This is a genomic window from Polaribacter filamentus, assembly GCF_002943715.1.
GTDB lineage: Bacteria > Bacteroidota > Bacteroidia > Flavobacteriales > Flavobacteriaceae > Polaribacter > Polaribacter filamentus.
Genome location: NZ_MQUA01000013.1, coordinates 1216968 through 1241302 on the forward strand (window position 1 = coordinate 1216968; position 24335 = coordinate 1241302).

Below are 24335 nucleotides of genomic sequence, written 5' to 3' on the forward strand. Positions count from 1 at the left end.
TCTAAAAAAAGATGTAAAAATAGCAAAAAGCAATCAGTAATGATTATTTTTCGCTATCTAAATACCTTCAATAATTTATATTCCTGCTTGTTCTGTTGTAAAATTGAATTTGGAAGCAATCGCATTAGAAACTTCATCTAAAGTTGTCTCTGTAATATCCCAGAAGCCATCACCAGCTAGTAATTTTGTCATAAAACCATCTACTTCTACTTTTGTAAAATAAGATTCTGTAGAATTTGGTTTCCTTGTAAACCGCAAGCTATAAACAAAACCTAACGCTTCTGATAAAGCATGAAAAGCAGCTGCTTTATCTGATATTAATTTTAATTTACCGATTTGTAAATAATAAATTCCTCTTACTGCAATAACAGTAGAAATTTTTTCTCTTAATATCTCTGCTTGCATATCTCTAGTAATGTAATCTTTTTCTGAAATTGCTGCTCGACCTAATTTAAAAGCATTGTAAACAGCTACATCTATACCCGTAAAATTTGAGTTTGTTTTTACTCTACCTAAATATTCATTTAAAAACTTATCTGCCTCATAGGTTGGTGCGGTTATATCTGTCTCGTTACCATACAAATAACCAAAAGCTTCATCCCATTTATGTTCCATAGAAGTGTAATTTTCACCACTTAATAAAACATTTCCGTCATTATCTGTAATATTTGTTCCTGCATCTAAAACGGCAGTACTTAAATAGTTGTTTAAAATTTGATCTACCATTAAACCTCCAATTAAACCTTTAGTAATTAATTGATTATATTCTAAACCTTTTGCATTAACGTATCGTACAGAACCACCACCAGCTTGTTGAATTTGACCAGCATTTCCTTTAGAAGCTACCTCATTCCATTTAGGAAAAACTTCATTTACCTGAGCTGAAATCCAAAAATCGAAATCTGCTTTTATTGCTGCTGCATCTGTAGTATTTGAAAGGAAGAAATCTGCAGAGGATGCAACTTTACTTCTAATATTTTTTGATGACAGATTTAAATCTGCATTCTCAAAATTATTTTCTCCAGCATTGTGATCAAATTTACCGTTCAAAGAAGCCAATGTTTCTATAGACGACATTAATAAAGATTTTGCCAACTCATCGGCCATCTTAATTCTAGTTATTTGGCCGTCAAAACTTACAGAAGAACTGCCGTTTCTTTCAAAATTATAAGTTGCCGGAGCTACCGTATTAATTTCTTCGTTACTGTTATTACAAGACATTAATAACGCTACAATTGATAAGGATAATAATATTTTTTTCATTTTATTTAGATTAATTAAAAATAGTGTGTTTTTCTGATTGCAAATATACTATTGATATTTAGTTCTGCAATCTTTATTTAGAATAAATTAAAATAATAAACAACACCTACACTACAACGCTATTAATCAAAACTTTATTGACACAAGTAATTAAAAAAAAAACAATAAATATATCTTGTACATGCAAAAAAAGACTTTTACTGGAATTTAATTACTAGACAAGTGATCTAAATTCATCTGAATAAATAAAAATGAAACTATGTAGGTTTTATAAATGACCAAACTTTATTTTGATCCTAAACAGCAACTTACCCTCTCTTTTGTAGAAAGTTACTATTTTATGAGCACGCGATAATCGTTTTAGAAAATAACTACTAATTTATACTTTAAGAAATAAAATAAAATATTCTAAAATGTATCACTTTAATTTTTACGCTGAAATTTATTTTAGCTTCTATTAGACTTCATTTAATAATACCCTATCCACTTTAACAGTAAATAGAATAATGCTATTATATTTACTTTCATATTTTCTTAGTACTCCTAAATTTCTACTATTCTTATTCTATTAAGGCATTTTTAAAAAAGAAGAAACCTCATATAGCTTCTCAAAATGTTTTATTTTTTTTGAAATAATTACAGGTTTATATTCTTTCACATTTTCACGGTTTTGTTAAAATAGTTGTTGAAATAATTAAATTATTGTCTATAATTATGCTAAATAATCTTTGTAAATGTTTGATAGGATTGTATATTTGCACCTGAAAAAAGAGACTGTTCTTAATTAATCTAAATAAAATGAAATCGAGTATTATTGCATTAACACTATTATTAACGCTAAATTTAAGTGCACAAGAAAAGAATAAAAAAGATAAATCCTTAGACTCTATACAAAAATTGGATGAAATATTTATCTCAAGCAACGCTATTTTTGGTAACAAATATATGGCAAAAAACAGAACAGGCTCTGCCTATTATTTGTCACCTAAAGAAATCCAAAAATTTGGTTTTACTGACATTAATAGAGCATTAAGAACAGTACCCGGAGTTACAATTTATGAAGAAGATGGCTTTGGTTTAAGACCAAATATTAGTTTAAGAGGTACATCACCAGAAAGAAGTTCTAAAATAACCTTAATGGAAGATGGCGTTTTAATTTCCCCTGCTCCTTATAGTGCTTCTTCTGCTTATTATTTTCCAACAATAGCAAGAATGGAAGCCGTAGAGATTTTAAAAGGTAGCAGTCAAATACAATTTGGTCCTTTTACAACTGGTGGCGCTATTAATATGATTTCGGCTCAAATTCCCTCAGAATTTAGCGGTCAAGTTAGAGCGAGTTATGGTAGCTTTAATTCTAATCAATTACATGCAAAAATTGGTGGTGTAAATAAAACAGTTGGCTACATGGTGCAATATGTAAACTACGGTTCAGACGGATTTAAAACCTTACCAAGTGGTAAAAATACAGGTTTCAATAAAAATGATTTAGTGGCTAAAATTGCCGTTAATTTATTTCCAAATGCAGCATTAAAGCAATCTGTAGAGTTTAAATTTCAATATGCGGATGAACTTGGTAATGAAACCTATTTAGGGTTATCAGAAAATGATTTTAATGAAAATCCGTTTTCTAGATATGCCTCTTCTAATGAAGATAAAATGACAACAAATCATACCCAGTACATGTTTACTCATAAATTAGAAGTATCAAAAAATACTGTTATAACGACAACAGCTTATCAAAATTATTTTGCAAGAAATTGGTACAAACTAAATGATATTACGTTTAACGGTAATAAACAATCTATTGCCGCTATTTTAGAGGACCCTACTACTTTATCAAATCATTTTAATATTGTTAATGGAAGTGTTAATTCTGATGCAGATGCCATCGGAATTAAAGCAAATAATAGAAAATACTTGGCACAAGGTATCCAAACAAAACTAGATTATCATTGGTATAAAGGTGATTCTTTTCATGATCTAGAAATTGGTGCTCGTTATCATTATGATGAAGAAGATCGTTTTCAATGGTTAGATAATTACAGCATTTCAAATACTGGAAATTTATCTTTAACAACTGCCGGGTTACCGGGAACAGATGCCAATAGAATAACGAGTGCAAAAGCTTTTGCTTCTTATATAACGTATAAATTAAAATATAATAATTGGACAATTACTCCTGGCGTTAGATATGAAAACATAACGTTAACAAGAGCGGATTTTGGTAAAAGTGATATAAAAAGAAGTGGTGTAAATTTAGTCACTAGAGAAAATTCGGTTGGTGTATTTATACCAGGTATGGGTGCAAATTATAAATTTAATAATGATTTTTCTTTATTTGGTGGCGTTCATAAAGGCTTTTCTCCTCCGGGGAATCAAGAAGGTCAAGAGCCAGAAAAAAGTATCAACTACGAATTAGGTACCCGTTTTAATTTAGGTAAACTTCAAGGTGAATTCGTTGGTTTCTTTAACGATTATTCAAACCTTTTAGGTAGTGATTTAGCTGCAACCGGCGGAACAGGTTCTTTAGACCAATTTAATGCAGGTGAAGTAAATGTAAACGGAATTGAAATCCTTTTAAACTATAATTTTTCGAATGAAAACGCCAGATTTTCTTGGCCTATTTCTTTCGGATATACCTTTACTAATACTGAATTTCAAAATAGTTTTGGTAGTTCTGATGGTTTATGGGGTGTTGTTGCCACAGGGGATGAATTGCCTTATATACCAAAACATCAATTAAATGCCGCTGTGTCTTTAGAGCACAAATCGTTTGAAATTAATTTAAACGCGAGATTTAACGGAGAGTTTAGAACTTTAGCTGGAACTGGAAGTATCCCTGATAATGCAAGAGTAGATTCAAACTTTATAATAGATGTATCTGGTAAATATTTTTTGACTAAAAACTTTATGCTAACTGCAAATATTATCAATTTATTAGACACTACATATGCTGTATCTAGAGTACCCGCAGGTTTAAGACCTGGACATCCATTTGGAGCTTATGCAGGATTTGATTTTAGATTTTAATATTCCTTGAAATACCTTATTTATAAACTTTAATTTTTGATACAAAGAAACCGAACTTTTAGTTTGGTTTCTTTGTATTTTAAAAAGAAAGAATAGCCGCCAGTCTCTCAAATATCTTTGAGTTGCATTAAATGAACTATCCTCTTATGGTAAATAACTTTATTTTGATATCTAATTTCAAAGATTGATTGTTCAAGGTTCAAAATTGTTAAGTAATTCATTCTTTATTTAGCAATTCGCTAATAGAAAAAACATTAAATAATACATTTCTGTTAGATCTCGTTGGTAAAGCTTTATAATCTTGTTTATTTTCTTGAAAGTTTTTTAGAAATGCTGTTAAACCTATTAAAGATTCTAACATGTTGGATTTTAAGTACACTATAAAATCAAATTCTGTTTCACTTGATAATAATCTAGCACCCGATTTTATCGCAGATTTCAAACCTTTATCGTGTTTTATATCTAATATAGAAATACTCTTTTTTGATTTAAATTGAATATCTTTTAATAAGCTTAAAGTATTATCTGAACTTGCATTATTTACAAAGCAAATTTTATTTGTATTAATACTTGATAAATATCTTTTATCAAAACGACTTATTTCACTTTCATCATTTGAAAAAACAATAATTACTCCTGAGTTCATTAATTAATCTTTTAAGTGTTCATAATTATTTATTAATGACAGGAAGAAATTATATTTGAATGCTACTCTTTATTTAAAATAACAGGGTATTTGAACTAATTGATTAACTACTTTACTTATTTTTAAATTCATTGGCTTGTAAAGTTGTAATATCTCTTTTTATCAAAATTAGCAGTAATTCTTTCAGTGTGTCAAACTACTTTTACAAAGTTAGCAACGAATTAAAAATATTTTATTTATTTTCGTTCTATACCATTTAACTGTCGACAAAAGGCTTGATTGCCTTAGATGAAGATTTTAAGTAAATCTGAGCGCTTCATTAATTCTGTTCTTTTAGACCTGCTAACCGGAATTACATCCTTTTTAATAAGAACACTATTATCTTGGATATCGATAATTTCTTTAATATTAATCATTAGTGTCCGATAAATAATTTTAAAAGCAGGATTTCCATAGTTGGATTTCCTGCTTTATTTATATCTTGATTTTTACCACAAAATTGAGATATGAACAAAAGTACACACTTTAGCGGAACACCAATAATTAAACAGATTTTAAAATATATACCACAAGCAGATATTACTCGGACAGCCAAAATCTATAACAGTGACCGCTACTACAAAAAGTTTAAAACCTACGACCATTTAGTCACGATGCTTTATGCCACAATGAGTGGAGTTTCCTCACTTAGAGAGTTGTCGACCGTTTTATTAGCTTGTGAAGGGCGTATCAGCCATTTAAATCTAAAACATTTCCCTAAGCGAAGTACATTGTCAGATGCTAACAAGAAAAGAACCAGTGAAGTCTTTGGAGCAATTTATTCAAAATTATACAAACGCTACGCTCCATTTTTATCGGACAGCAGTCCATTAAAATCTCCTGTAAAGAATTTAAAAATTGTAGATTCTACCACAATCAGCCTATTTAGTGATATTTTAAAAGGAGTTGGTCGTAATCCTATTACAGGTAAGAAAAAAGGAGGTATAAAGATGCACACAATGATAAATGCTTTGGAAGATGTACCTTGTCTGATACGTTTTAGCAGTGCTGCTACTCACGACCACACTTTTTTAAAAGAGTTAAATTTAGAGAAAGATTCTTTTGTCGTTTTTGATAAAGCATACAATGATTATCTCCAATATTTAGAGTGGACTTTAAATGATATTTACTTTGTAACTCGCCAAAAAGACAATGCTGTCTATAAAAGCATTAAAGAATTTGATTTAGCAGACAAAACAAGTGATGCAATACTAAAAGATGAACTTATATTGATAGAAAAAGACGATAAATCTATTCAAATAAGAAGAGTTGCTTATTGGGATGCTACAAAAGAAAAGGTATATGAGTTTATCACCAATAATGCAGAAATATCTCCAGACCAAGTAGCAGATATATACAAACACAGATGGCAGATTGAAACGATGTTTAAAAGACTCAAGCAGAACTTTCCCCTTAAATATTTTCTTGGAGATAATCAAAATGCAATAGAGATTCAGATATGGTCAGCATTAATCATTCAACTCATCATGCTTGTGATACAAAGAAAAATCAAACGAAAATGGGCATATTCAAATATGGTTTCTGTGATGAGATTTCATCTGATGACCTACATTGATCTGTTTAAATTTCTCGAAAACCCAAACAAACAATGGTGGGAACTCACATCAAAACCTCCAGATATACAACTGCAACTTTTTAAATAGACACCTTGCTAACTCAAAAAGAAAAATATAGAACGTGTTTACTGGGCTCAAAAATGGGTTTAATTAAATTTTGTAGTTTTATCGGACACTAATGAATATTAATAATAAAAGAGCAATGAATCTTTAAAAATAGAGGAATCTGGTAGTTTTTCTTCAATCTTCTTTAACGTTGAATGCACAACATAATTTTTTTCATCTGTTTTTATATGGACATAATCTCCTTTTACTTCTATTAAATAAATAGTAGACAAGTCAATTTTAACTAAACGCTTGTCTATATTCACATAAAAATCATTAGTTGTATCCTTAGTTCAAAATAAAAGTTGACCGTGTTTATAGAAACAAACTTTAAAAACTATTAGAGAATTTGAAGAAAAAAACAATGTTTTAGCGGATGGTTTTATAGATCCCTTATCGTTAGAATTGATGTTTAAATAAAGTTCTAAATCTTATAATTTTAATAAATCCAATGTTTTTCTTCGTTGGATTTTTTTTGTACCTGTTTCTATAAAATTTCTTAAACAATAAATTTCTTTCGGAATTTCAAATTTTGATAATGATTTTAAATTTTGAACTTCTTTTTTTATAAACAATTGAATATCAAGTTTCTTAGAACTATCTAACTCAATAATTAAAATCAATTTTTCGCCTAATTTTTTATCAGGAATTCCTGCAACAAAAAAACGGTTTGTAATTATTTCTGATAGCTTCTCCTCTATTTCTTCTGGGTGTAATTTAATTCCGCCAGAATTAATAACAGTATCAAAGCGCCCTAACCATTCAAATTCAGTATCAGAAATCAACTGAACCACATCATTTGTAAAAATGATTTCATCGGAAACTTTTGGCGCATTAATAACCAAACAATTTCTATCATCTATATAAATTGTTACATTTGGTAACGTTTTATAAAATGATTGTTTCGTGATTCGACCCTTCGATGATGAAAAATTATTTAACTTTTTGACTGCAATATGAGTAATGGTTTCTGTCATCCCGTAGGTTGCAAAAATTACAGTAAAAACATCTTTAATTTTAGTTTTCAACTCTTTTGAAACTACTCCGCCACCAACTATTAATTTTTTTATTTTAGAGAGTTTAAAAATGGAATTTTCCAATTGTAAAGGTACCATTGCGGAAAAATCATATTCCTTATCAACTTTTTCTAAAGGATGTGAATTTGGTGCTATAACATCTAAATGCCAGCCTAAAGTAAGAGCCCTAATTAACATTAATTTGCCGGCAATATACGCAGTTGGCAAACATAACAAAGCAGTTGTGTTTTCTTGTAAATCAAAGTATTTACCCGTTGCAATTGCAGAATTTAAAACAAATTCTTTTTTTAATAAAATAAGTTTTGGTTTTCCTGTAGAACCAGAAGTTTGTACTGTAATGTTTTTATCCGAAGAAAACCAACTTTCTAAAAAGTGATGAATTTCGTCAGAAAAACCTTTTGTATGCGCTAATATTTCATCCACAGAAGTAAATGAACATCCATTTAATTGAAAACTTTTATGAAATTTAATCTGCTCCGATTTCATCTAAAACGCTATAATTATCTTTTAAATTTACTGGGTCATTAACATTCCCTGTCAATTTTTCCAGCCAATTTTTCCAGCCATATTTTTTTGAAAACATCCATAAAATTAAAGGATATAGAATAAAAACCGGAATAAACATTTCCCAAGTTACAGAAGGTTCTGATGTATCAATAAATAAAGCATCCGTTTGAAAAACCATCCAATCTGTAGTTACTAAAAATGCTGCAATCATATTATTTGCTGCGTGTAAACCAAGCGCTAACTCTGTACCTTCATCCATTAAAGTTGTAATTCCATAGAAAAACCCTGTTCCAATATAAAAAACCATGAGTATGCTTCCTAATTTCTGAACCTCAGGATTTGCACCATGTAACAAGCCAAAACAAACCGAAGTTATAACTAAAGGAACCCATTTATTTTTTGCTAAAACCCCTAATCCTTGCATAAAATAACCTCTAAACAACAACTCCTCTAAACTTGTTTGCAAGGGAATAAATACTATTGAAATTGCTACTAAAATAAAAAATGGTTTTGCGTTAAAATTAAACGTATAATTTTCTGGAGCTAAATAAATACCGATTACAGAGAGTACCACAACTAAAATACCCCAGCTTAAAAATCCAAACAAAAACCGTTTCCAATCAATTTTTTTTCTACTCGTAACTAAAGATGTTATGGTTCTTTTATGAATATATTTAATACCAATTAGTAAAAAAACCAATCCTACAGCAAACATAAAAAGCATTAAAAATAAAAATAAATTTTTGTTGATGCCTAAGGTCATAAAATTATTTGCGGCAGCATTTGCAAACTCAGTCATATTTTCAGTAGACGCAAAAGCCGTCATTACTAAAGGAATTACACCTAAAATTTGCCATCCAATAAAAACTAAAATAATAGTAAATATCCAATGATACCATTCATTATTTCCTTTATAAGCTTGTTGTATGTAATTCATTTTTTTATGTATAAATTTAATTACTTTAAATTAAAGTTCCAATTTAACACTGAATTGTATGTCAATGTTCCGTTTTTAACCTGCAAAGGACTCTCAAAATTATTTGTAAACAAACCGCCAGTTCCTAAACCTTGTGGCAAGTTACTTTTTAAAGTATAGGTAAATTGTGCAATTGCATTGAGCCCAATATTACTTTCTAGTGCGGATGTAATCCACCAATCACAACTATTTTCTTTTGCTAAATTAATCCATTCTTGGCTGCCAGCAAAACCCCCAATTAAACTTGGTTTTAAAATGATAAATTGCGGTTGTATTGTTTGTAATAATTCCTTTTTTTCTTCGGATTTAAAAACTCCAATTAATTCTTCATCTAACGCAATTGGCAAAGGCGTATTAGCACATAATGCAGCCATTTCTTGAACTTGCCCTTGTTTTATGGGTTGTTCAATAGAATGGATTTCTAATGCTGATAATCGTTCTAATTTTTCTAAAGCATTCTTAGGGTTAAAAGCTCCATTTGCATCCACTCTTAATTCGATTTCTTTGGATGAGAATTCTTTTCTGATGGATTTTAGCAACTCAATTTCCGCATCAAAATTAATGGCACCAATTTTCATTTTGATGCAAGAAAAACCTGTTTTTAATTTTTCTTTTATTTGATCTTTCATAAACTGCTTCTCGCCCATCCAAATCAAACCATTTATGGCAATAGCTTCGTTTCCTTTTGTGAATTCTGATGGAAATAACTCAAACTTATCATCCCTTTTAAGTGATAAAAAAGCTTGTTCTAATGCGAATTGAATTGATGGAAAGTTAAAAACTTCTGATACTAAATTTTCTAAACCTAGGTTGATATTCTTACAAACCCAACTTAGTTTTTCTTCGTAATTAGGAACATCATCGATACTTAAACCTCGGAATAATCCTGTTTCTCCAATTCCGTTTTTACCATTTTCTTCTAAAATGATAAACCACGTTTCTTTTGTTTTTAAAACCCCACGCGATGTTCCACTAGGGTTTTTAAAATTAAGAATATATCTTTTATAACTGGCTTTTATCAATTTATAAAGTATTAATAGTTTTAAATTAGGTATCTTTTTTCTCCAAAAGGAGAAAAAGCATTCCAACTAAAATAGCGTGAAAATAGTACTAAAAATTATCAATTGAAGGCTTTCTTTCCTCAATATACGTTTTCAAATTATTCAAATACGATTGGTCTTGTTTTTGGAAAGTTCCTTTAAAATAAGGAAACATGCACGCCATTAAATACGATTCACTTTGACAACTAGAATTTGATGTGATTGTTGTAATTCCATTTTTTTCTTTAAAAATATAATCATCACGTTTTAACATATTTTCAGCATCAAAAAATAAGGTTACTTTTTCATTTTTAACATACGCAATTACTCTTTGAGTCATCTCAATATCTTGACCTTGATTATCAATAATAATTTTATAATTGCTTCCTGTTTTTCCAATAGTTTCGTTAATTACCTCAAAAGACTTTATTTCTGGAATCCATTTTTTTATATTTTCTGAATTACTAAATGTTTCAAAAACTTCTTCTATAGGTTTATTTATATCAATTTGAGTTGTGTAACTGGTTTCTTTTATCAACAAACCAGTTGCCAAGAATACAACAACAAAAGCCGTTATAATTCCTAAAATTATTTTTATTGTTTTCATAAGTTATATTTAAAAAATTTGTCCTATTCCAAAAAGGATGGCAAACAAAAAAGTACCCAATGCTACTTTTTTAAGTTCACTATCTAATTCAGCGGGAATTATATTTTGAGCAACGGTCTTCATATTTTTAATCAACGGAATAAAAGCAACTAAAAAGACAAGTTGGTAAACAGATGTAAAATCTAAAAAAACATAAATAAGAGCGACAACTAATGCTCCCAAAATTAAAAAATAATGATATTTTTTGGCTTTCTCATTTCCTAATTTAACGACTAAGGTTTTTTTATTGTTCTTTTTATCTTCTGTTTGATCTCTTAAATTATTTAAATTTAAAACTGCTGTACTTAACAATCCTATAGAAATTGCCGGTAAAAATATTTCAAAATTGATGTATTTCGTGTACAAGAAATAACTGCCCACAACACTTAACAATCCGAAGAAAATAAATACAAAAACATCTCCAAAACCACTATATCCGTAAGCTGAATTACCTACCGTATATTTAATGGCCGCTGCAATTGAAGCAATTCCTAATCCGAAGAATAAGATAGAATAGCCGAAATTCTCACTCCCAAAAGCAACATAAATCAAAACTAAAGCAATAATTAATGTGATAATTGTAGTAATGATCATTGCTGACTTCATTTGTTTAGGAGTAATTGTTCCTGATGAAACCATTCTTGCTTCTCCTGTTCTGTTTTTATCAGAACCTTTTATTCCGTCTCCATAATCGTTAGCAAAGTTAGATAATACTTGAAAACCAATTGTGGTTAGAATTGCTAGCCAGAAAATTGTTGTCATCCAAACAGGACCATTTTGATCTATTTTAAAACTTGAATCAACTGTAAGAATATCAAAGTCGTTTCCTAAATAACTTCCAACAATAATTCCCGAGACTGATAAAGGCAATGTTCGTAAACGTGCTGCTTTTATAAAACTTTTTACATCCATGAAGTCTTGCTAGTTTCTACTTTATATAAAGTATGGTTATAAATTTTAATGACATCCTCTAAACGAATACACGGAATATTAATTTTCCCGGAAGCCGTTTGCATAATAATATCTGCAACATTACTCCTCTTTTGAAAAATAGTTTGTTTCATTTTTATATTCTGAACCTTAAAAATTTCTAAATAGGTTAAGTGCGTTTCTAATAGGCCGCTGCCAACTAATAACATAGTATCTGTTACTTTATAAAAGCGTTTCTTTACTTTTTTGAGTATCAGAAATGTACTAAAAGGAAAAACAAAGATAGCCGTGTAAAAAATTTCTACCTGCGAAAAAATTAGGTACAAAACTAAGTATAACGCAATTATAAACAAAAATGAAAATATGAATAATCTACGCTTGTAATAAGAATTGAGGTAAATTTTTTCTCCATACTCTAATTGAGTAACATTAAATAGACTTGTTTTAATCCTTTCGACTTGGGCTATTTTACAGCCTACAATTCGGATTAATTTATCTTTTTTAACATTTTCTTTTCCGCTTACCGCTTGTTTAAAGGTGATAAAAGAAATACCAATTAATCGTTTTAAAGGGTTTGTAGAAATTGTAATATTTTGAATTTTTTGCTTTTTTAAAACAATTGATTTTTTGGTAAATAGGCCTTGATTAATTTCAAAAGCGTCTTCTTTTAAATAAGCTGTTAAATTAAAATGAACTAAAAACACTTTAACAAATGAACTTAATAAAGCTATTATTGTTAAAAAAATTAACAAAATAAGTACAAAGAAAAAACTTACAGAAAAAGCATTTGTACTTTCAATTATAAAACCATCTAAAACTTCAGTTCTTCCTAAAGTAACAACAATTTGTTCTATTTGCTGAAAAAAACCAATAACAATTGCTAAAAATAACATTAAATTTTGGAGGTGATTTTCGGTAAGACTTACTTTTAAAAGCTCCCTTATTCCGATTCTAACCAGTGGTTTTTTATCGGAATCATTGATTTCTTTTGTGTTAAATTCAACACTTTTTGAAACCATTTCTTTTAAAGCCTCTGCGGTTAATAAAGGCAATGCTTTAATTGCAATTTCGGTATCTTTTGAACCGGCAGTTTCTATACTAACTTCAAATACACCAATAATTTGCTGAATAATATTCTGTTTAAAATTGATGTTCTGAATTCTATCAAAAGAGACAGATGTATTGGTTTTTTTTAGAATTCCTTGTTTTAAAATAAAATGTTCATTGGCTATTTTAAACTGAAAATTTTTATAGATTAAATATGCTCTAGCCAATAAGAAAAGTAAAAGAAACACCAATCCTAAATAAATATAAGATGCTCCTATTTTAGATGATACTTTAGTGAAATCTTTAAAAAGTAAAAAAAGTAATAACCAACTTACTCTAATTACTTTATATATAAGGTTTATATAAATAACTAAAATACCTTTTGGTGATTGTCTTGAAAATTTAGAAAAATCAAAAGAATTATTCATTAATTTTTGTAGTGATAAATTCCTTAATTTTTAACGCCTTTTTTTTTGTAATTCCTTTAATTACCAAATCATCACTGCTATCTCCCGCAGTGTAAACACTTAGAGATGATAAACCAAAAATTCTTGAAATTGGTTTTTCATCCGTTTCTACATGCTGAATTCTTGAAAACGGAACTGTCGTTAACTTCTTAACCAACAAACCCGATTTATAAGAAATATCTTTTTCTCTTAGTGCATATTTTCTCTTTGTAAAACTTAAGATTAAATACAAAATAATAAATCCAAAAATAGCTATAAATACACTATATATAGGAATTATAAATTCATTGACTTCTTGCGGAAATACAAACTGATGCACGAGCGCTAATCCTGCAAAAAACAGAATAAAAAACAAAAAGAAATTAATTAAAATTACCTTTAAATAGTTCTTGTTTATTTTTATAAATTCAACTTTTGTGATATCAGGAAAAGTAGTAACTGTATTATTTTGAAAAATATCTGTCATAAAAACTATTTTTGTAAAGCTTCTGTGATAGAAATTGGAACATTATTTTTTAAAGCTTGCACAAATGCGCCTTTGTACTCGTTACTAATTTTTAACCTAAATTCTCTCGCTTCTTTATAAGTTTCAAAAGCTCCTAGTCTATATTTTGTTAACGAATTTTCTTGATGTAAACTTACATTAGCTATGTTCGCAAATTTTTCATTTGAATTTCTTAAAGCCGCGATTTGAACTGTAAAAACAAGCTTTGATACTTCTTCTTTACTTTCATAATCAATTTGCACTATGGGATCTTTTAAAATAGGTTCTAAAACTTCTTGCTTCTCTTTTTTAACTTCTTTTTTTGTGCAAGAAAAAACTAGTAGGAAAAAAAATAATAAAGTAGTACTATTTTTCATTTCTTAAAGGTTATTTGCTTCTGCGATTAATTCCGCAATATCTTTTACCACAACTTCAGCTTCCTTTTCTTTAAATTTAATACCATCCGTCATCATCGTATTACAATAAGGACAGCCTGTTGCGATAATTTCTGGCTTGGTTTCTAGAGCTTCTTCTGTTCTTAAAACATTAACTTCTTTATCTCCTCTTTCAGCATCTTTAAACATTTGTGCACCTCCAGCTCCACAACATAAAGCGGTAGATTTATTGCGCTTCATTTCTGTTAAATTAACACCTAATCGTTTAATTAAATCTCTTGGAGATTCATATACTTCATTTCCTCGTCCTAAATAACAAGGATCGTGAAAAGTAACTCTTTTACCTTTTAAAGTAGTATCGTTAATTTTTAAACGACCTTCTTTAATTAAGGTTTGTATAAACTGTGTATGATGATACACTTCATATTTTCCTCCTAAACTCGGATATTCATTTTTTAAAGTATTAAAAGAATGAGGATCGCATGTAACAATTTTCTTAACTTCATAACCATTCAACACCTCAATATTCATCATCGCTTGCATTTGAAACAAAAACTCATTTCCTGCTCTTTTTGCTGCATCTCCTGTAGATGATTCTTCGGTTCCTAAAACCGCAAAATCTACATTTGCTTGATGTAATATTTTAACAAATGCCCTTGATATTTTCTTTGCTCTATCGTCATAACTTCCTGCTGCTCCAACCCAAAACAACACTTCTGGTTGCTTGCCTTGAGCCATCATTTCTGCCATTGTTGGTACTATCATTTCTTTATTTTTTAGTTGTTAGTAAAAAAGTCTTCCAAATGTTTTAAATTTTATGTGTACTATTTAAGTGATGTTTATTGAAAACGACATCTTAAAAAATCCCTACGAAACTACTCTTCGTTTGCCCAATTTAGCCTGTCTTGTTGATTGTATTGCCAAGGAGCGCCATTATTCTCTATGTTTGTCATCATCATATTCAATTCTTGTGGTGCAGCACTTTCTTCCATCACTAAATACCTTCTCATATCCATAATTATTGACAATGGATCTATATTTACAGGACATTCTTCTACACAAGCGTTACAACTTGTACAAGCCCATAATTCTTCTGGAGTTATATAATCGTTTAATAATTGCTTTCCATCATCAACAAAAACTCCTTTATTGATATCCATATTTCTACCAACTTCCTCTAATCGATCACGCGTATCCATCATGATTTTTCTTGGCGATAATTCTTTACCTGTAAGGCTTGCAGGACAAGCGGATGTACATCTACCACATTCAGTGCAGGTATATGCATTTAATAATTGCACCCAATTTAAATCAGCAACATCAGAAGCACCAAATTTTTCTGGCACAGTTTCTTCTGCCACTTCTTCTGCAGCTGCATAAGGATCCGCATCTGGATCCATCATTAATTTAACTTCGTTGGTAACAGATTCTAAATTTGTGAATTGTCCCTTCGGATTTAAATTTGCGAAATAGGTATTTGGGAACGCTAATAAAATATGTAAATGTTTGGAGTAATACAGATAGTTTAAGAAAATTAAAATTCCTAAAATATGAATCCACCAGCTAGTTCTTTCTATTATATGTATTGTCTCTGCAGAGAATCCATCAAATAAAGGAACAATAAACTGGCTAATGGTATTCCCAATTCCGGCTTCTTGAAATGCAGTATCTGTAGCGTTCATCACTAAGAACAACGTCATTAAAACCATTTCAAAATACAGAATGTTATTTCCATCATTTTTAGGCCAACCTTTCATTTCTTTGCTTAAAAAACGTTTAATGTTTGACACATTTCTTCGTGTCCAGAAAAGGATAACGGCCGCAAAAACTAATGCTGCTAAAATTTCGAAAGTACCAATTAAAAATCCGTAGAAAGCATTCCCTAAAAAGCCTAGAAAAATTCTATGAGTTCCTAATAAACCATCAATAATTATTTCTAAAACTTCAATATTAATAATAACAAAACCTACATACACAATAATATGTAGAAAACCAGAAAGTGGTCTTTTTACCATTTTGGATTGCCCTAAAGCAATCTTCATCATATTTTTTAACCGCTCAGGTTTTTTATCTGATCTGTTTACATCTTTTCCTAAATTGATATTTCTAAATAATTTGCGAATATTCATCACAAAAAAACCAATACCGGCAATTAATGCCAATGCAAAAAACAGATTTGGTACGTATTCCATAATATCTAATTTGTATTTTAAAACAACTTTTATTGAGTTGTTTTGTTAACTTTATTATTTTCTTCGTTAAATGGTTTTGCCCGTTTTCCAAATAAAGAAAAATGCACAAATCTTTTAGGATTCAACTTCATTTCTTGCAACAACTCTTCTAATTCTTTAGACATTGTTGCCAAATTATTATACAAAGTTTCGTCATTCACCAGTTTACCAAAAGTTCCTTTTCCTTGATCCATCCCCTCTAATAAAGAATTCACAGAGGATAAAGTCATTTCTGCTTTCCTTATAATTTCACCAATATTTGAGTTGGCCAAAGTGTCCGTTACTTTAGATAAGTTTGCGGTGATTTTTTTTGTATTCTTTACAGATTCTTTAAAATCTTTAGCACTTCCATCTATCAAAGAATTTACAGAACCTAAAGTTGTTCTAAAATCTACCATTGTAAGTTCTAGTTCATGAACAGATCTTCTAAGACTCTCAGAAGTTTTTTGGTCTAAAACATGGTTTATCCTTTGAAAAAGTGTGTCTGCACCAACTAGCACTTTTTCAAGTTTAGCTTGAATAGGATCTAATCGCTCACCAATTGATGTAAATAAACTAGACTCTATTTCTCCTTTTAAAAAATCACCAGAAACTGCATTTGCACCTTCATAACTAGGAATTATAGCTAAATTTGAACCCGATAACGGGTTTGGTGAATAAATTTTAACAATGCTATTTTTAGAAAATTTAAAGTCGTTGTTCATAGAAAATTTAACGATTAATTGACCCATTTTTTCAGGACTTTCATTAAAGTCTATATCATCAACTTTCCCTACTTTTAATCCATTTAGAGTTACTAAACTAGACTCTGTTAAACCGGCTATATTTGGATATTCTACTTGATAAAATCTACTATTTGGCTGAAAAATATCTTGTCCTTTTAGAAAATTAAAACCCCAAATAAATGCGACAATAATTACGATCAGGACAACACCTGTTTTTAATTCTTTACTCATGAATAGAAATTTAAAAACAAAATTACTGATAATTTTTGATTGAAGCTACCAAAACTACTCCATTTTATTAGCCTCGGATATCGAAATTTTTTCTCCATTTTTAAAGGCAACAATAAATGCGGATACAAATCCTTTTTGTTTTGCTGTTTTTAAAGATTCTACAACTTCTTTATATTGAGCGGTATTGCCGAAATAGTACTTATAATAAAGACCAACTTCAACTCTTTGAACTTCTTTTAATCCTTTAAAGTTATGAGATTCTGTTGAAATTAAATTTCTACCGGATGCAATTTGAACTTTAAATTCAATATCAGTATTAGTTACAAAATCAGATTTAACTTCTTTTGCAGTTACTTTACTTCTGCTTGATGCTTTAACTGTATTTAATTTTAAATGATCTACATAACTTTCTATAGCCTGTACAATTGCATTTGCCATCTGTTTTTGTCCGGAGTTAGAATCTAAAAATGCACCTTCGCTTCTATTCGTTAGAAAACCTAACTCAATTAAAACACTTGGCATAATCGTTTCTCTTAAAACTTGAAAATTGTCTTGTTTTACTTTTCTGTCTAGTCTTTTTAATTTATTTGCAAAGTTATTTTGAATTATACTTGCTATTTCTAAACTCTTATCTAAATTTTCTTCTTGCAAAAGTGACAATCCAATGACAGATTCTGCTGAGTTTGAATCAAAACCTACATACTTTTCTTTGTAATTATCCTCTAAAAGAATAACTGCATTTTCTCTTTTTGCAATTTCTAAGTTTTTTTTATTTCCTCTTAAACCCAAAACAAAAGTTCCCGCACCATATGCACTTGATGTGTGAGAATCGCAATGAATAGAGACAAACAAATCTGCCTTTGCAGTATTTGCAATGTCACCTCTTTTCCAAAGATCTATAAAAACATCCTCATCTCTTGTGTATAAAACCTTAATATAAGCATGCTTTTCTAAATCTTCACCAATAATTCGTGCTACTTTTAAAGCAATATCTTTTTCCTTAAAACCGTTACCTAGGTTTCCAGGGTCTTTTCCTCCATGACCCGCATCTAAAACAATAGTGTAGCTTTTTTGAGCAAAAATAAATGTTGATGAAGCAACTAAAAATGTGGCGATAATTAAAATATTAAACAGCTTTTTCAATTTGATAATAAATTTATGGATTTGTAAAAATACATCGATAAAATTTAACTAATTTTGACAACATTAATTTGGTGTTCCAATTATTGGGACATACTTTTACTTTCATACAAAAATAGTATTTTAAGCATTGCAAACAAACCTATCATACATTCTTTTATTTTGCTGCTTCTTTTTTATAAAGATAAGTGTTGCTCAGGATATTAAGTCTGCTCAAAAAACAGAAATTCCTTTAATTAAAAAGGATACGATGCTTTTAAAGAAAAAAGATTCTTTATTTAGCACAAAAATAGACAGTCTACTTTCCAAAAAGAACGATACAATTTCTAATGATTCTTTAAAACCTAAAGAAACTCTCGAAGACATTATAGTTCATATCGCTAAAGAGTATACCATACAAAATGCAAAAGATAAAACGGTAACGCTGTATGATGAAGCTAATATAACCTACACTGATATTGATCTAAAAGCCGGAATTATAGTCATTGATTACAAAAAAAACTCACTTTTTGCAAAAGGAATTAAAGATAGCACAGGCTATGTTCAAAGGCCTGTTTTTAAGCAGGGTGGCCAAGAATCTGAACAAGATTCTATCATTTATAATTTTAAAAGTAAACGTGCATTAATTTATGGTTTAAAAACCAAACAAGGCGAAATGTTTACCTATGGTGAAAAAACAAAACGTGTAAATGATTCAACCGTTTATATTAGAAAAATACGATTTACAACTTCAGATAAAGAAATACCTGATTATTATATTTCTACGGATAAAGCAAAATTAGTTCCTGGAAAGAAAATTATTGTTGGTATTAGCAATCTTGTATTGGCGGATGTACCCACACCCTTATTTTTACCTTTTGCATATTTCCCGATGACAGAAACCAGCGTTTCTGGGTTTCTAATTCCTGCTTTTGATACTGGGAGTAGTAATAGAGGAATTGGTTTTCAAAATGGTGGCTATTATTTTGCTTTAAGCGATTATGCAGATTTAACCGTTTTAGGCGATGTCTATTCCAATGGAAGTTGGGGTACAAGAGTTTCATCAAACTATAGAAAACGCTACAGATTTAATGGGCTTTTTAGTTTTAATTTTGAAAATATTATCAACGGAATTCGTGGTTTTGATGATTATAGTAAGGCCAATAACTTTAATGTTCGATGGTCTCATAGTCAAGATGCGAAAGCAAGCCCTAATTCAAGATTTACAGCTTCCGTAAATTTAGGAAGTAGCCGTTTTTTTAGAGAATCTTTAAATCAATTTAATGTTTCTCAAACCCAAAACAACACCTTAAACTCCTCCATAAATTATAGTAAAACTTTTGTTGATACTCCTTTTAATATGGCGGTAACGGCATCTCATCAACAAAACACAAACACAGAAAGTATTTCAATGACTTTGCCGTCATTAACAGTAAATATGAATAGAATTTATCCTTTTACTGGCAAAGATGGCGTTAAAAAGAACCCAATTCAAAAATTAGGATTTAATTACAATATGCAAGGTCAGTATTTAATTAACACTACAGATGATGAATTTTTTACCAGTAAAATGTTTAAATCAGCAAGATCTGGTGTGCAGCACAAAACAGGTACAAATACAAATATTAAGGCATTTAAATATTTTACATTATCACCAAGTGCAAATTATGAAGAAACTTGGCAGTTTGATTATATTAACAAAGAATATGATAGTATCGACAAGGTGGTTGTAACGAATACTTTAAGGGGTTTTAAAACCTTTCGAGAGTATAATATGGGTGTTGGTTTCTCTACAAATATTTACGGAACCTTCAACTTTAAAAAAGGACGATTAAAAGCAATTAGACATACTTTTAGGCCAACAGTTTCTTATTCTTACAGACCTGATTTTAAAGATAAATATATTAAAGAAGTACAACAAAGTGCACTTTCTACAGATTTATTACCCTATACAGTTTTTGATCAAGGTATTTATGGTGCACCTTCTCCTGGATTAAGCAATTCTATTGGTATTTCTTTAAACAATGTTTTAGAAGCAAAAGTTGCACCTAAAGATCCTGATAGTGATGAGGAAGATGAAAAAATTACGCTCTTAAATAACTTAAACTTTAGTTCGTCTTACAACATAGCTGCGGATAGTTTACGTTGGTCTCCCGTTAGTTTTTCTGCCGGAACACGCTTATTTAAAGACAAATTAGCGTTGAATTTTAATGGCTCTTTAGATCCGTATCAGGTAAATGCTAAAGGTCGAAATATTAATAAATTTAATCCGAATATTTTTAGACTACAAAGCGCGAATTTAACGGCAAACTACTCTATTTCTAGTGCTGATTTTGATAAGAGTAAAAAGGGTGATCAGAAAGACAATAAAAACGGAAATGGCGCGAATAATCCTACAGATACGATGGGCGCGAATATTGACCCTACGAACAATCAAGGAAGAAGAGAAAACAACGATAAAAATAAAACTTCAAAAACCGAACTGTATCAATCAAAAATTCCTTGGACAATTAATTTAGTGTATTCTGCTAATTATAGTAACAATGGCGTTGTGCCCGGAAATGTTGGAGTGCATACGGTAGGTTTTAGTGGGGATTTAGAATTATCGCCAAAATGGAAAGTTGGGTATTCTTCTGGGTATGATGTTAAAAACGGTGCGTTTTCTTTCTCAAGATTTAACTTTTCTAGAGATTTAGATAGCTGGCAATTCAATTTTAATTGGGTTCCCTTCGGATCAATTTCATCTTACACTTTCTTTATTGGTGTAAAATCTTCTACTTTATCAGATTTAAAATGGGATAAAAACAAACCGCCAGATAGAAGACTTTTTTAACTGTTAGATTTTGGTTTTTGGTTTTTGGTTTTTAAAAATGAAGAATTTGAAGACTAGCATTTACATCCATCGTTATAACTTATGACCCTTGCGTCTTGAACCTGTGAAACTTTGAAACATAAATAAAATGAAGAAAATAATAACAACTACAAAAGCACCTGCTCCAATCGGACCGTATAATCAAGCAATTTTAAGCGGAAACACATTATATACTTCTGGTCAAATTGCAATAAACCCTGAAACTGGAGCGCTGGTTTTAGATACAATACAAGCAGAAACCACGCAAGTAATGAACAACATGAAAGAAGTATTAGCCGCTGCTGATATGACGTTTGAAAATGTTGTAAAAGCTTCAATTTTTATTTCTGATATGAATCAGTTTGCTGACATAAATAAAGTATACGGTAGTTACTTTAATGAAGAAACTGCGCCGGCAAGAGAAACTGTAGAAGTTGCAAATCTTCCAAAATTTGTAAATGTAGAAATTAGTATGATTGCCGTGAAGTAGCATTCAGTGTGCAATATTTAGTAAGTAATATGTACTATCTGTTATACATTATTTAATGAGCCATCTGCAGTATTAAATAATCAACATGAAGCATTTTGTATTCAGTTCGTAATCCAAAATACACAATACACATTATAAGGTATTGAATATACAATATCAAGTATTCAACACGAAACATTGAGCATGCAGTATACTGTTTTCGAAAATTAAAAAAATCTTGGATAATCACAGTAAAAACTCCGTGTTTTATTCTCTAGTTTCTTTTCTCTTTTCTCTACAAGACATAAAAAAACCTGACAGCTTTTCAACTATCAGGTTTTACTTTATATGAAATTTACTTCTACTATAAAGTAGCAGCATATTCAATTAAATCAACAATTTTTGTTGAATATCCCATTTCATTATCATACCAAGAAACAACTTTTACGAAGTTATCGTTTAATGCAATACCTGCATTAGCGTCAAAAATAGAAGTACGAGTATCACCAACAAAATCTTGAGAAACTACTAAATCTTCCGTATATCCTAAAACACCTTTCATTGGTCCGCTTTCTGATGCTGCTTTCATTGCTGCACAGATTTGAGCATATGTTGCTGGCTTTTCTAATCTCACAGTCAAATCTACTACAGAAACATCCATTGTAGGAACTCTAAATGCCATACCAGTTAACTTACCATTCATTGCGGGTATTACTTTTCCTACAGCTTTTGCAGCTCCAGTAGAAGAAGGAATAACATTGTGAATTGCAGAACGCCCGCCTCTCCAGTCTTTCATAGAAGGACCATCAACTGTTTTTTGAGTTGCAGTTGCAGCATGTACAGTTGTCATTAAACCTTCAATAATACCAAAATTATCGTTTAAAACTTTCGTAATTGGCGCTAAACAGTTTGTGGTACAAGATGCATTAGAAAAAATCTTTTGATCTGCTTTTAATTCTGTATTGTTTACTCCCATCACAAACATTGGTGTATGATCTTTAGAAGGTGCAGATAAAACTACTTTTTTAGCACCAGCTAATAAATGTTTTCCAGCAGTTTCTTCTGTTAAGAAAAATCCTGTAGATTCTATTACATAATCTGCTCCAACTTCATTCCACTTTAAATCAGCTGGATCTCTTTCTGCAGTTATTCTAATTGCATTACCATTCACAACTAATTTACCATCTTTTACTTCTACAGTTCCATCAAATGCTCCGTGAACTGAATCGTATTTTAACATATAAGCTAAATAATCTACATCTAATAAATCATTGATTGCAACTACTTGAACGTTTTTTCTATTTACTGCAGATCTGAATGCTAATCTTCCAATCCTTCCAAATCCGTTTATTCCTATTTTTATCATTATTTTAATTTTAATTTTTTCTATGTAGACATTATGTCTGATACTCTTATTAATTCTTTATTTATTTTTGATTGACCTTTTATTGCTTTTACTAAAGGCGTTAAAGTAATTTTATCATTTATTAATCCTACCATTAAATTAGATTTACCATCTAATAAACTTTCGACAGCTTTAACACCCATTCTACTCGCAAGAACCCTATCAAAACAAGATGGGGACCCACCTCTTTGCATGTGCCCAAGAACCGAAACTCGAACATCATATTCTGGTAAATGTTCATTTACATAATCTTTTAATTCAAAAACATTTTTACCTGTTTTGTCTCCTTCAGCAACAATTACAATACTAGAAGATTTACCAGATTCTTTACTTTTTTTTAAAGATTCTAACAAACGTTCTAATCCTAAATCTTCTTCAGGGATTAAAATTTCTTCTGCTCCTGCTCCAATACCAACATTTAAGGCAATATGACCAACATCTCTCCCCATAACTTCAATAAAAAATAATCTATTATGTGAGGATGCAGTATCTCTAATTTTATCAATTACTTCTACTGCATTATTTAGGGCCGTATCATACCCTAAAGTATGCGAAGTTCCTGCAATATCATTATCTATCGTTCCAGGAATTCCCATAACAGGGAAACCAAATTCTTGATTAAAAATTAATGCACCGGTAAAACTACCATCTCCACCAATAACTACCAAAGCATCTATATTTGCTTTTTTTAATTGATTGTAAGCTTCTTGTCTTCCTTCTGGCGTTCTAAAACCTACAGATCTTGCCGATTTTAAAAAAGTTCCTCCTTTATTAATAATTCCTTTTACACTACGTGCATTTAATTCAATAAAGTCTCCCTCTATCATGCCTTCATACCCACGGTAAATTCCCGCACATTCTATTTCATAAAAGGCACAAGTTCTAGCCACAGACCTAATTGCAGCATTCATTCCTGGAGAATCCCCTCCAGAAGTCATTACTCCTATTTTCTTAATTTTCTCCATATTCTAACAGCACAAAATTACTTCTTTTTAATGATTAAAAATAAAAAGATTACGAAATCGTTTTAGTCTAAAAGCCTTATTTTAAAAGGAATTTGAGTTAATAGCTCTCAAACTTTTTCGCATTCTTACTTCAGTAATTTTAAAAATATA

20 protein-coding genes and 1 pseudogene are annotated in these 24335 nt (G+C 30.1%); 4 read left to right on the top strand and 17 right to left on the bottom strand.

Annotated features, from left to right (window positions below; all coding sequences use genetic code 11):
- Window positions 1-75: 75 nt before the first annotated feature.
- Window positions 76-1263, bottom strand: a complete 1188-nt coding sequence (locus tag BST83_RS07720) for a DUF4856 domain-containing protein (protein WP_104809281.1) — start codon at window positions 1261-1263, stop codon at window positions 76-78.
- A 798-nt stretch (window positions 1264-2061) separates the two neighbouring features.
- Between BST83_RS07720 and BST83_RS07725 the strand changes: the two genes are divergently transcribed.
- Window positions 2062-4293, top strand: a complete 2232-nt coding sequence (locus BST83_RS07725; RefSeq protein ID WP_104809282.1) for a TonB-dependent receptor family protein — start codon at window positions 2062-2064, stop codon at window positions 4291-4293.
- 217 nt (window positions 4294-4510) lie between these two features.
- Here BST83_RS07725 and BST83_RS07730 read toward each other — a convergent pair whose 3' ends face one another.
- Complete coding sequence (locus tag BST83_RS07730) at window positions 4511-4939, bottom strand: glycosyltransferase family A protein (RefSeq protein ID WP_104809283.1); 429 nt, start codon at window positions 4937-4939, stop codon at window positions 4511-4513.
- 506 nt (window positions 4940-5445) lie between these two features.
- Between BST83_RS07730 and BST83_RS07740 the strand changes: the two genes are divergently transcribed.
- On the top strand, window positions 5446-6642 hold the full coding sequence (locus tag BST83_RS07740) for an IS4 family transposase (protein WP_104808119.1): 1197 nt from the start codon (window positions 5446-5448) through the stop codon (window positions 6640-6642).
- Window positions 6643-6736: 94 nt separating this feature from the next.
- On the opposite strand, the pseudogene BST83_RS07745 reads toward BST83_RS07740, so the two are convergent.
- From BST83_RS07745 to BST83_RS07805, 13 genes and pseudogenes are all read right to left on the bottom strand, one after another.
- Window positions 6737-6938 (bottom strand): annotated as a pseudogene (locus BST83_RS07745) (LytR/AlgR family response regulator transcription factor); the annotation flags it as partial.
- 153 nt (window positions 6939-7091) lie between these two features.
- Entirely contained in the window at window positions 7092-8183 is a 1092-nt protein-coding gene (locus tag BST83_RS07750) for an AMP-binding protein (protein ID WP_104809284.1), read from the bottom strand.
- Window positions 8164-9141 (bottom strand): CPBP family intramembrane glutamic endopeptidase, encoded by a 978-nt coding sequence (locus BST83_RS07755; RefSeq protein WP_104809285.1) that lies wholly within the window; start codon window positions 9139-9141, stop codon window positions 8164-8166. The genes BST83_RS07750 and BST83_RS07755 overlap by 20 nt, the downstream gene beginning before the upstream one ends.
- 20 nt (window positions 9142-9161) lie before the next feature.
- Entirely contained in the window at window positions 9162-10202 is a 1041-nt protein-coding gene (locus BST83_RS07760; RefSeq protein WP_104809286.1) for an o-succinylbenzoate synthase, read from the bottom strand.
- Window positions 10203-10290: 88 nt separating this feature from the next.
- Window positions 10291-10827 (bottom strand): SRPBCC family protein, encoded by a 537-nt coding sequence (locus tag BST83_RS07765; protein ID WP_104809287.1) that lies wholly within the window; start codon window positions 10825-10827, stop codon window positions 10291-10293.
- Between the two features lie 9 nt (window positions 10828-10836).
- Complete coding sequence (gene menA, locus BST83_RS07770) at window positions 10837-11778, bottom strand: 1,4-dihydroxy-2-naphthoate octaprenyltransferase (protein WP_104809288.1); 942 nt, start codon at window positions 11776-11778, stop codon at window positions 10837-10839.
- Window positions 11769-13271, bottom strand: coding sequence for a PH domain-containing protein (locus BST83_RS07775; RefSeq protein ID WP_104809289.1), 1503 nt, complete (start codon window positions 13269-13271; stop codon window positions 11769-11771). Before BST83_RS07775 ends, menA begins: the two co-directional genes overlap by 10 nt.
- The gene (locus BST83_RS07780) at window positions 13264-13776 is read right to left on the bottom strand and encodes a PH domain-containing protein (RefSeq protein ID WP_104809290.1); all 513 of its coding nucleotides are present in this window, start codon (window positions 13774-13776) and stop codon (window positions 13264-13266) included. The genes BST83_RS07775 and BST83_RS07780 overlap by 8 nt, the downstream gene beginning before the upstream one ends.
- Window positions 13777-13781: 5 nt before the next feature.
- Complete coding sequence (locus BST83_RS07785) at window positions 13782-14171, bottom strand: SPOR domain-containing protein (RefSeq protein WP_104809291.1); 390 nt, start codon at window positions 14169-14171, stop codon at window positions 13782-13784.
- Between the two features lie 3 nt (window positions 14172-14174).
- Window positions 14175-14954, bottom strand: a complete 780-nt coding sequence (locus tag BST83_RS07790) for a (Fe-S)-binding protein (protein ID WP_104809292.1) — start codon at window positions 14952-14954, stop codon at window positions 14175-14177.
- Window positions 14955-15064: 110 nt separating this feature from the next.
- A complete protein-coding gene (locus BST83_RS07795) occupies window positions 15065-16381 on the bottom strand; it encodes a 4Fe-4S dicluster domain-containing protein (protein ID WP_104809293.1) in 1317 nt (438 codons plus the stop codon).
- Window positions 16382-16410: 29 nt separating this feature from the next.
- Window positions 16411-17376, bottom strand: a complete 966-nt coding sequence (locus BST83_RS07800; protein ID WP_104809294.1) for an MlaD family protein — start codon at window positions 17374-17376, stop codon at window positions 16411-16413.
- A 54-nt stretch (window positions 17377-17430) separates the two neighbouring features.
- Window positions 17431-18528 (bottom strand): N-acetylmuramoyl-L-alanine amidase family protein, encoded by a 1098-nt coding sequence (locus BST83_RS07805; protein WP_437438460.1) that lies wholly within the window; start codon window positions 18526-18528, stop codon window positions 17431-17433.
- A gap of 238 nt (window positions 18529-18766) precedes the next feature.
- Here BST83_RS07805 and BST83_RS07810 point away from each other — a divergent pair, with 238 nt between their 5' ends.
- Together BST83_RS07810 and BST83_RS07815 are read left to right on the top strand one after the other, a co-directional pair.
- Window positions 18767-21328, top strand: a complete 2562-nt coding sequence (locus BST83_RS07810; protein WP_104810821.1) for a putative LPS assembly protein LptD — start codon at window positions 18767-18769, stop codon at window positions 21326-21328.
- A gap of 127 nt (window positions 21329-21455) precedes the next feature.
- Complete coding sequence (locus BST83_RS07815) at window positions 21456-21836, top strand: Rid family detoxifying hydrolase (RefSeq protein ID WP_104809296.1); 381 nt, start codon at window positions 21456-21458, stop codon at window positions 21834-21836.
- Window positions 21837-22179: 343 nt separating this feature from the next.
- Here the strand turns inward: BST83_RS07815 and gap are convergent, their stop codons facing one another.
- A complete protein-coding gene (gene gap, locus BST83_RS07820; RefSeq protein ID WP_104809297.1) occupies window positions 22180-23181 on the bottom strand; it encodes a type I glyceraldehyde-3-phosphate dehydrogenase in 1002 nt (333 codons plus the stop codon).
- 20 nt (window positions 23182-23201) lie between these two features.
- Window positions 23202-24185, bottom strand: a complete 984-nt coding sequence (pfkA, locus tag BST83_RS07825) for a 6-phosphofructokinase (protein ID WP_104809298.1) — start codon at window positions 24183-24185, stop codon at window positions 23202-23204.
- Window positions 24186-24335: the final 150 nt, after the last annotated feature.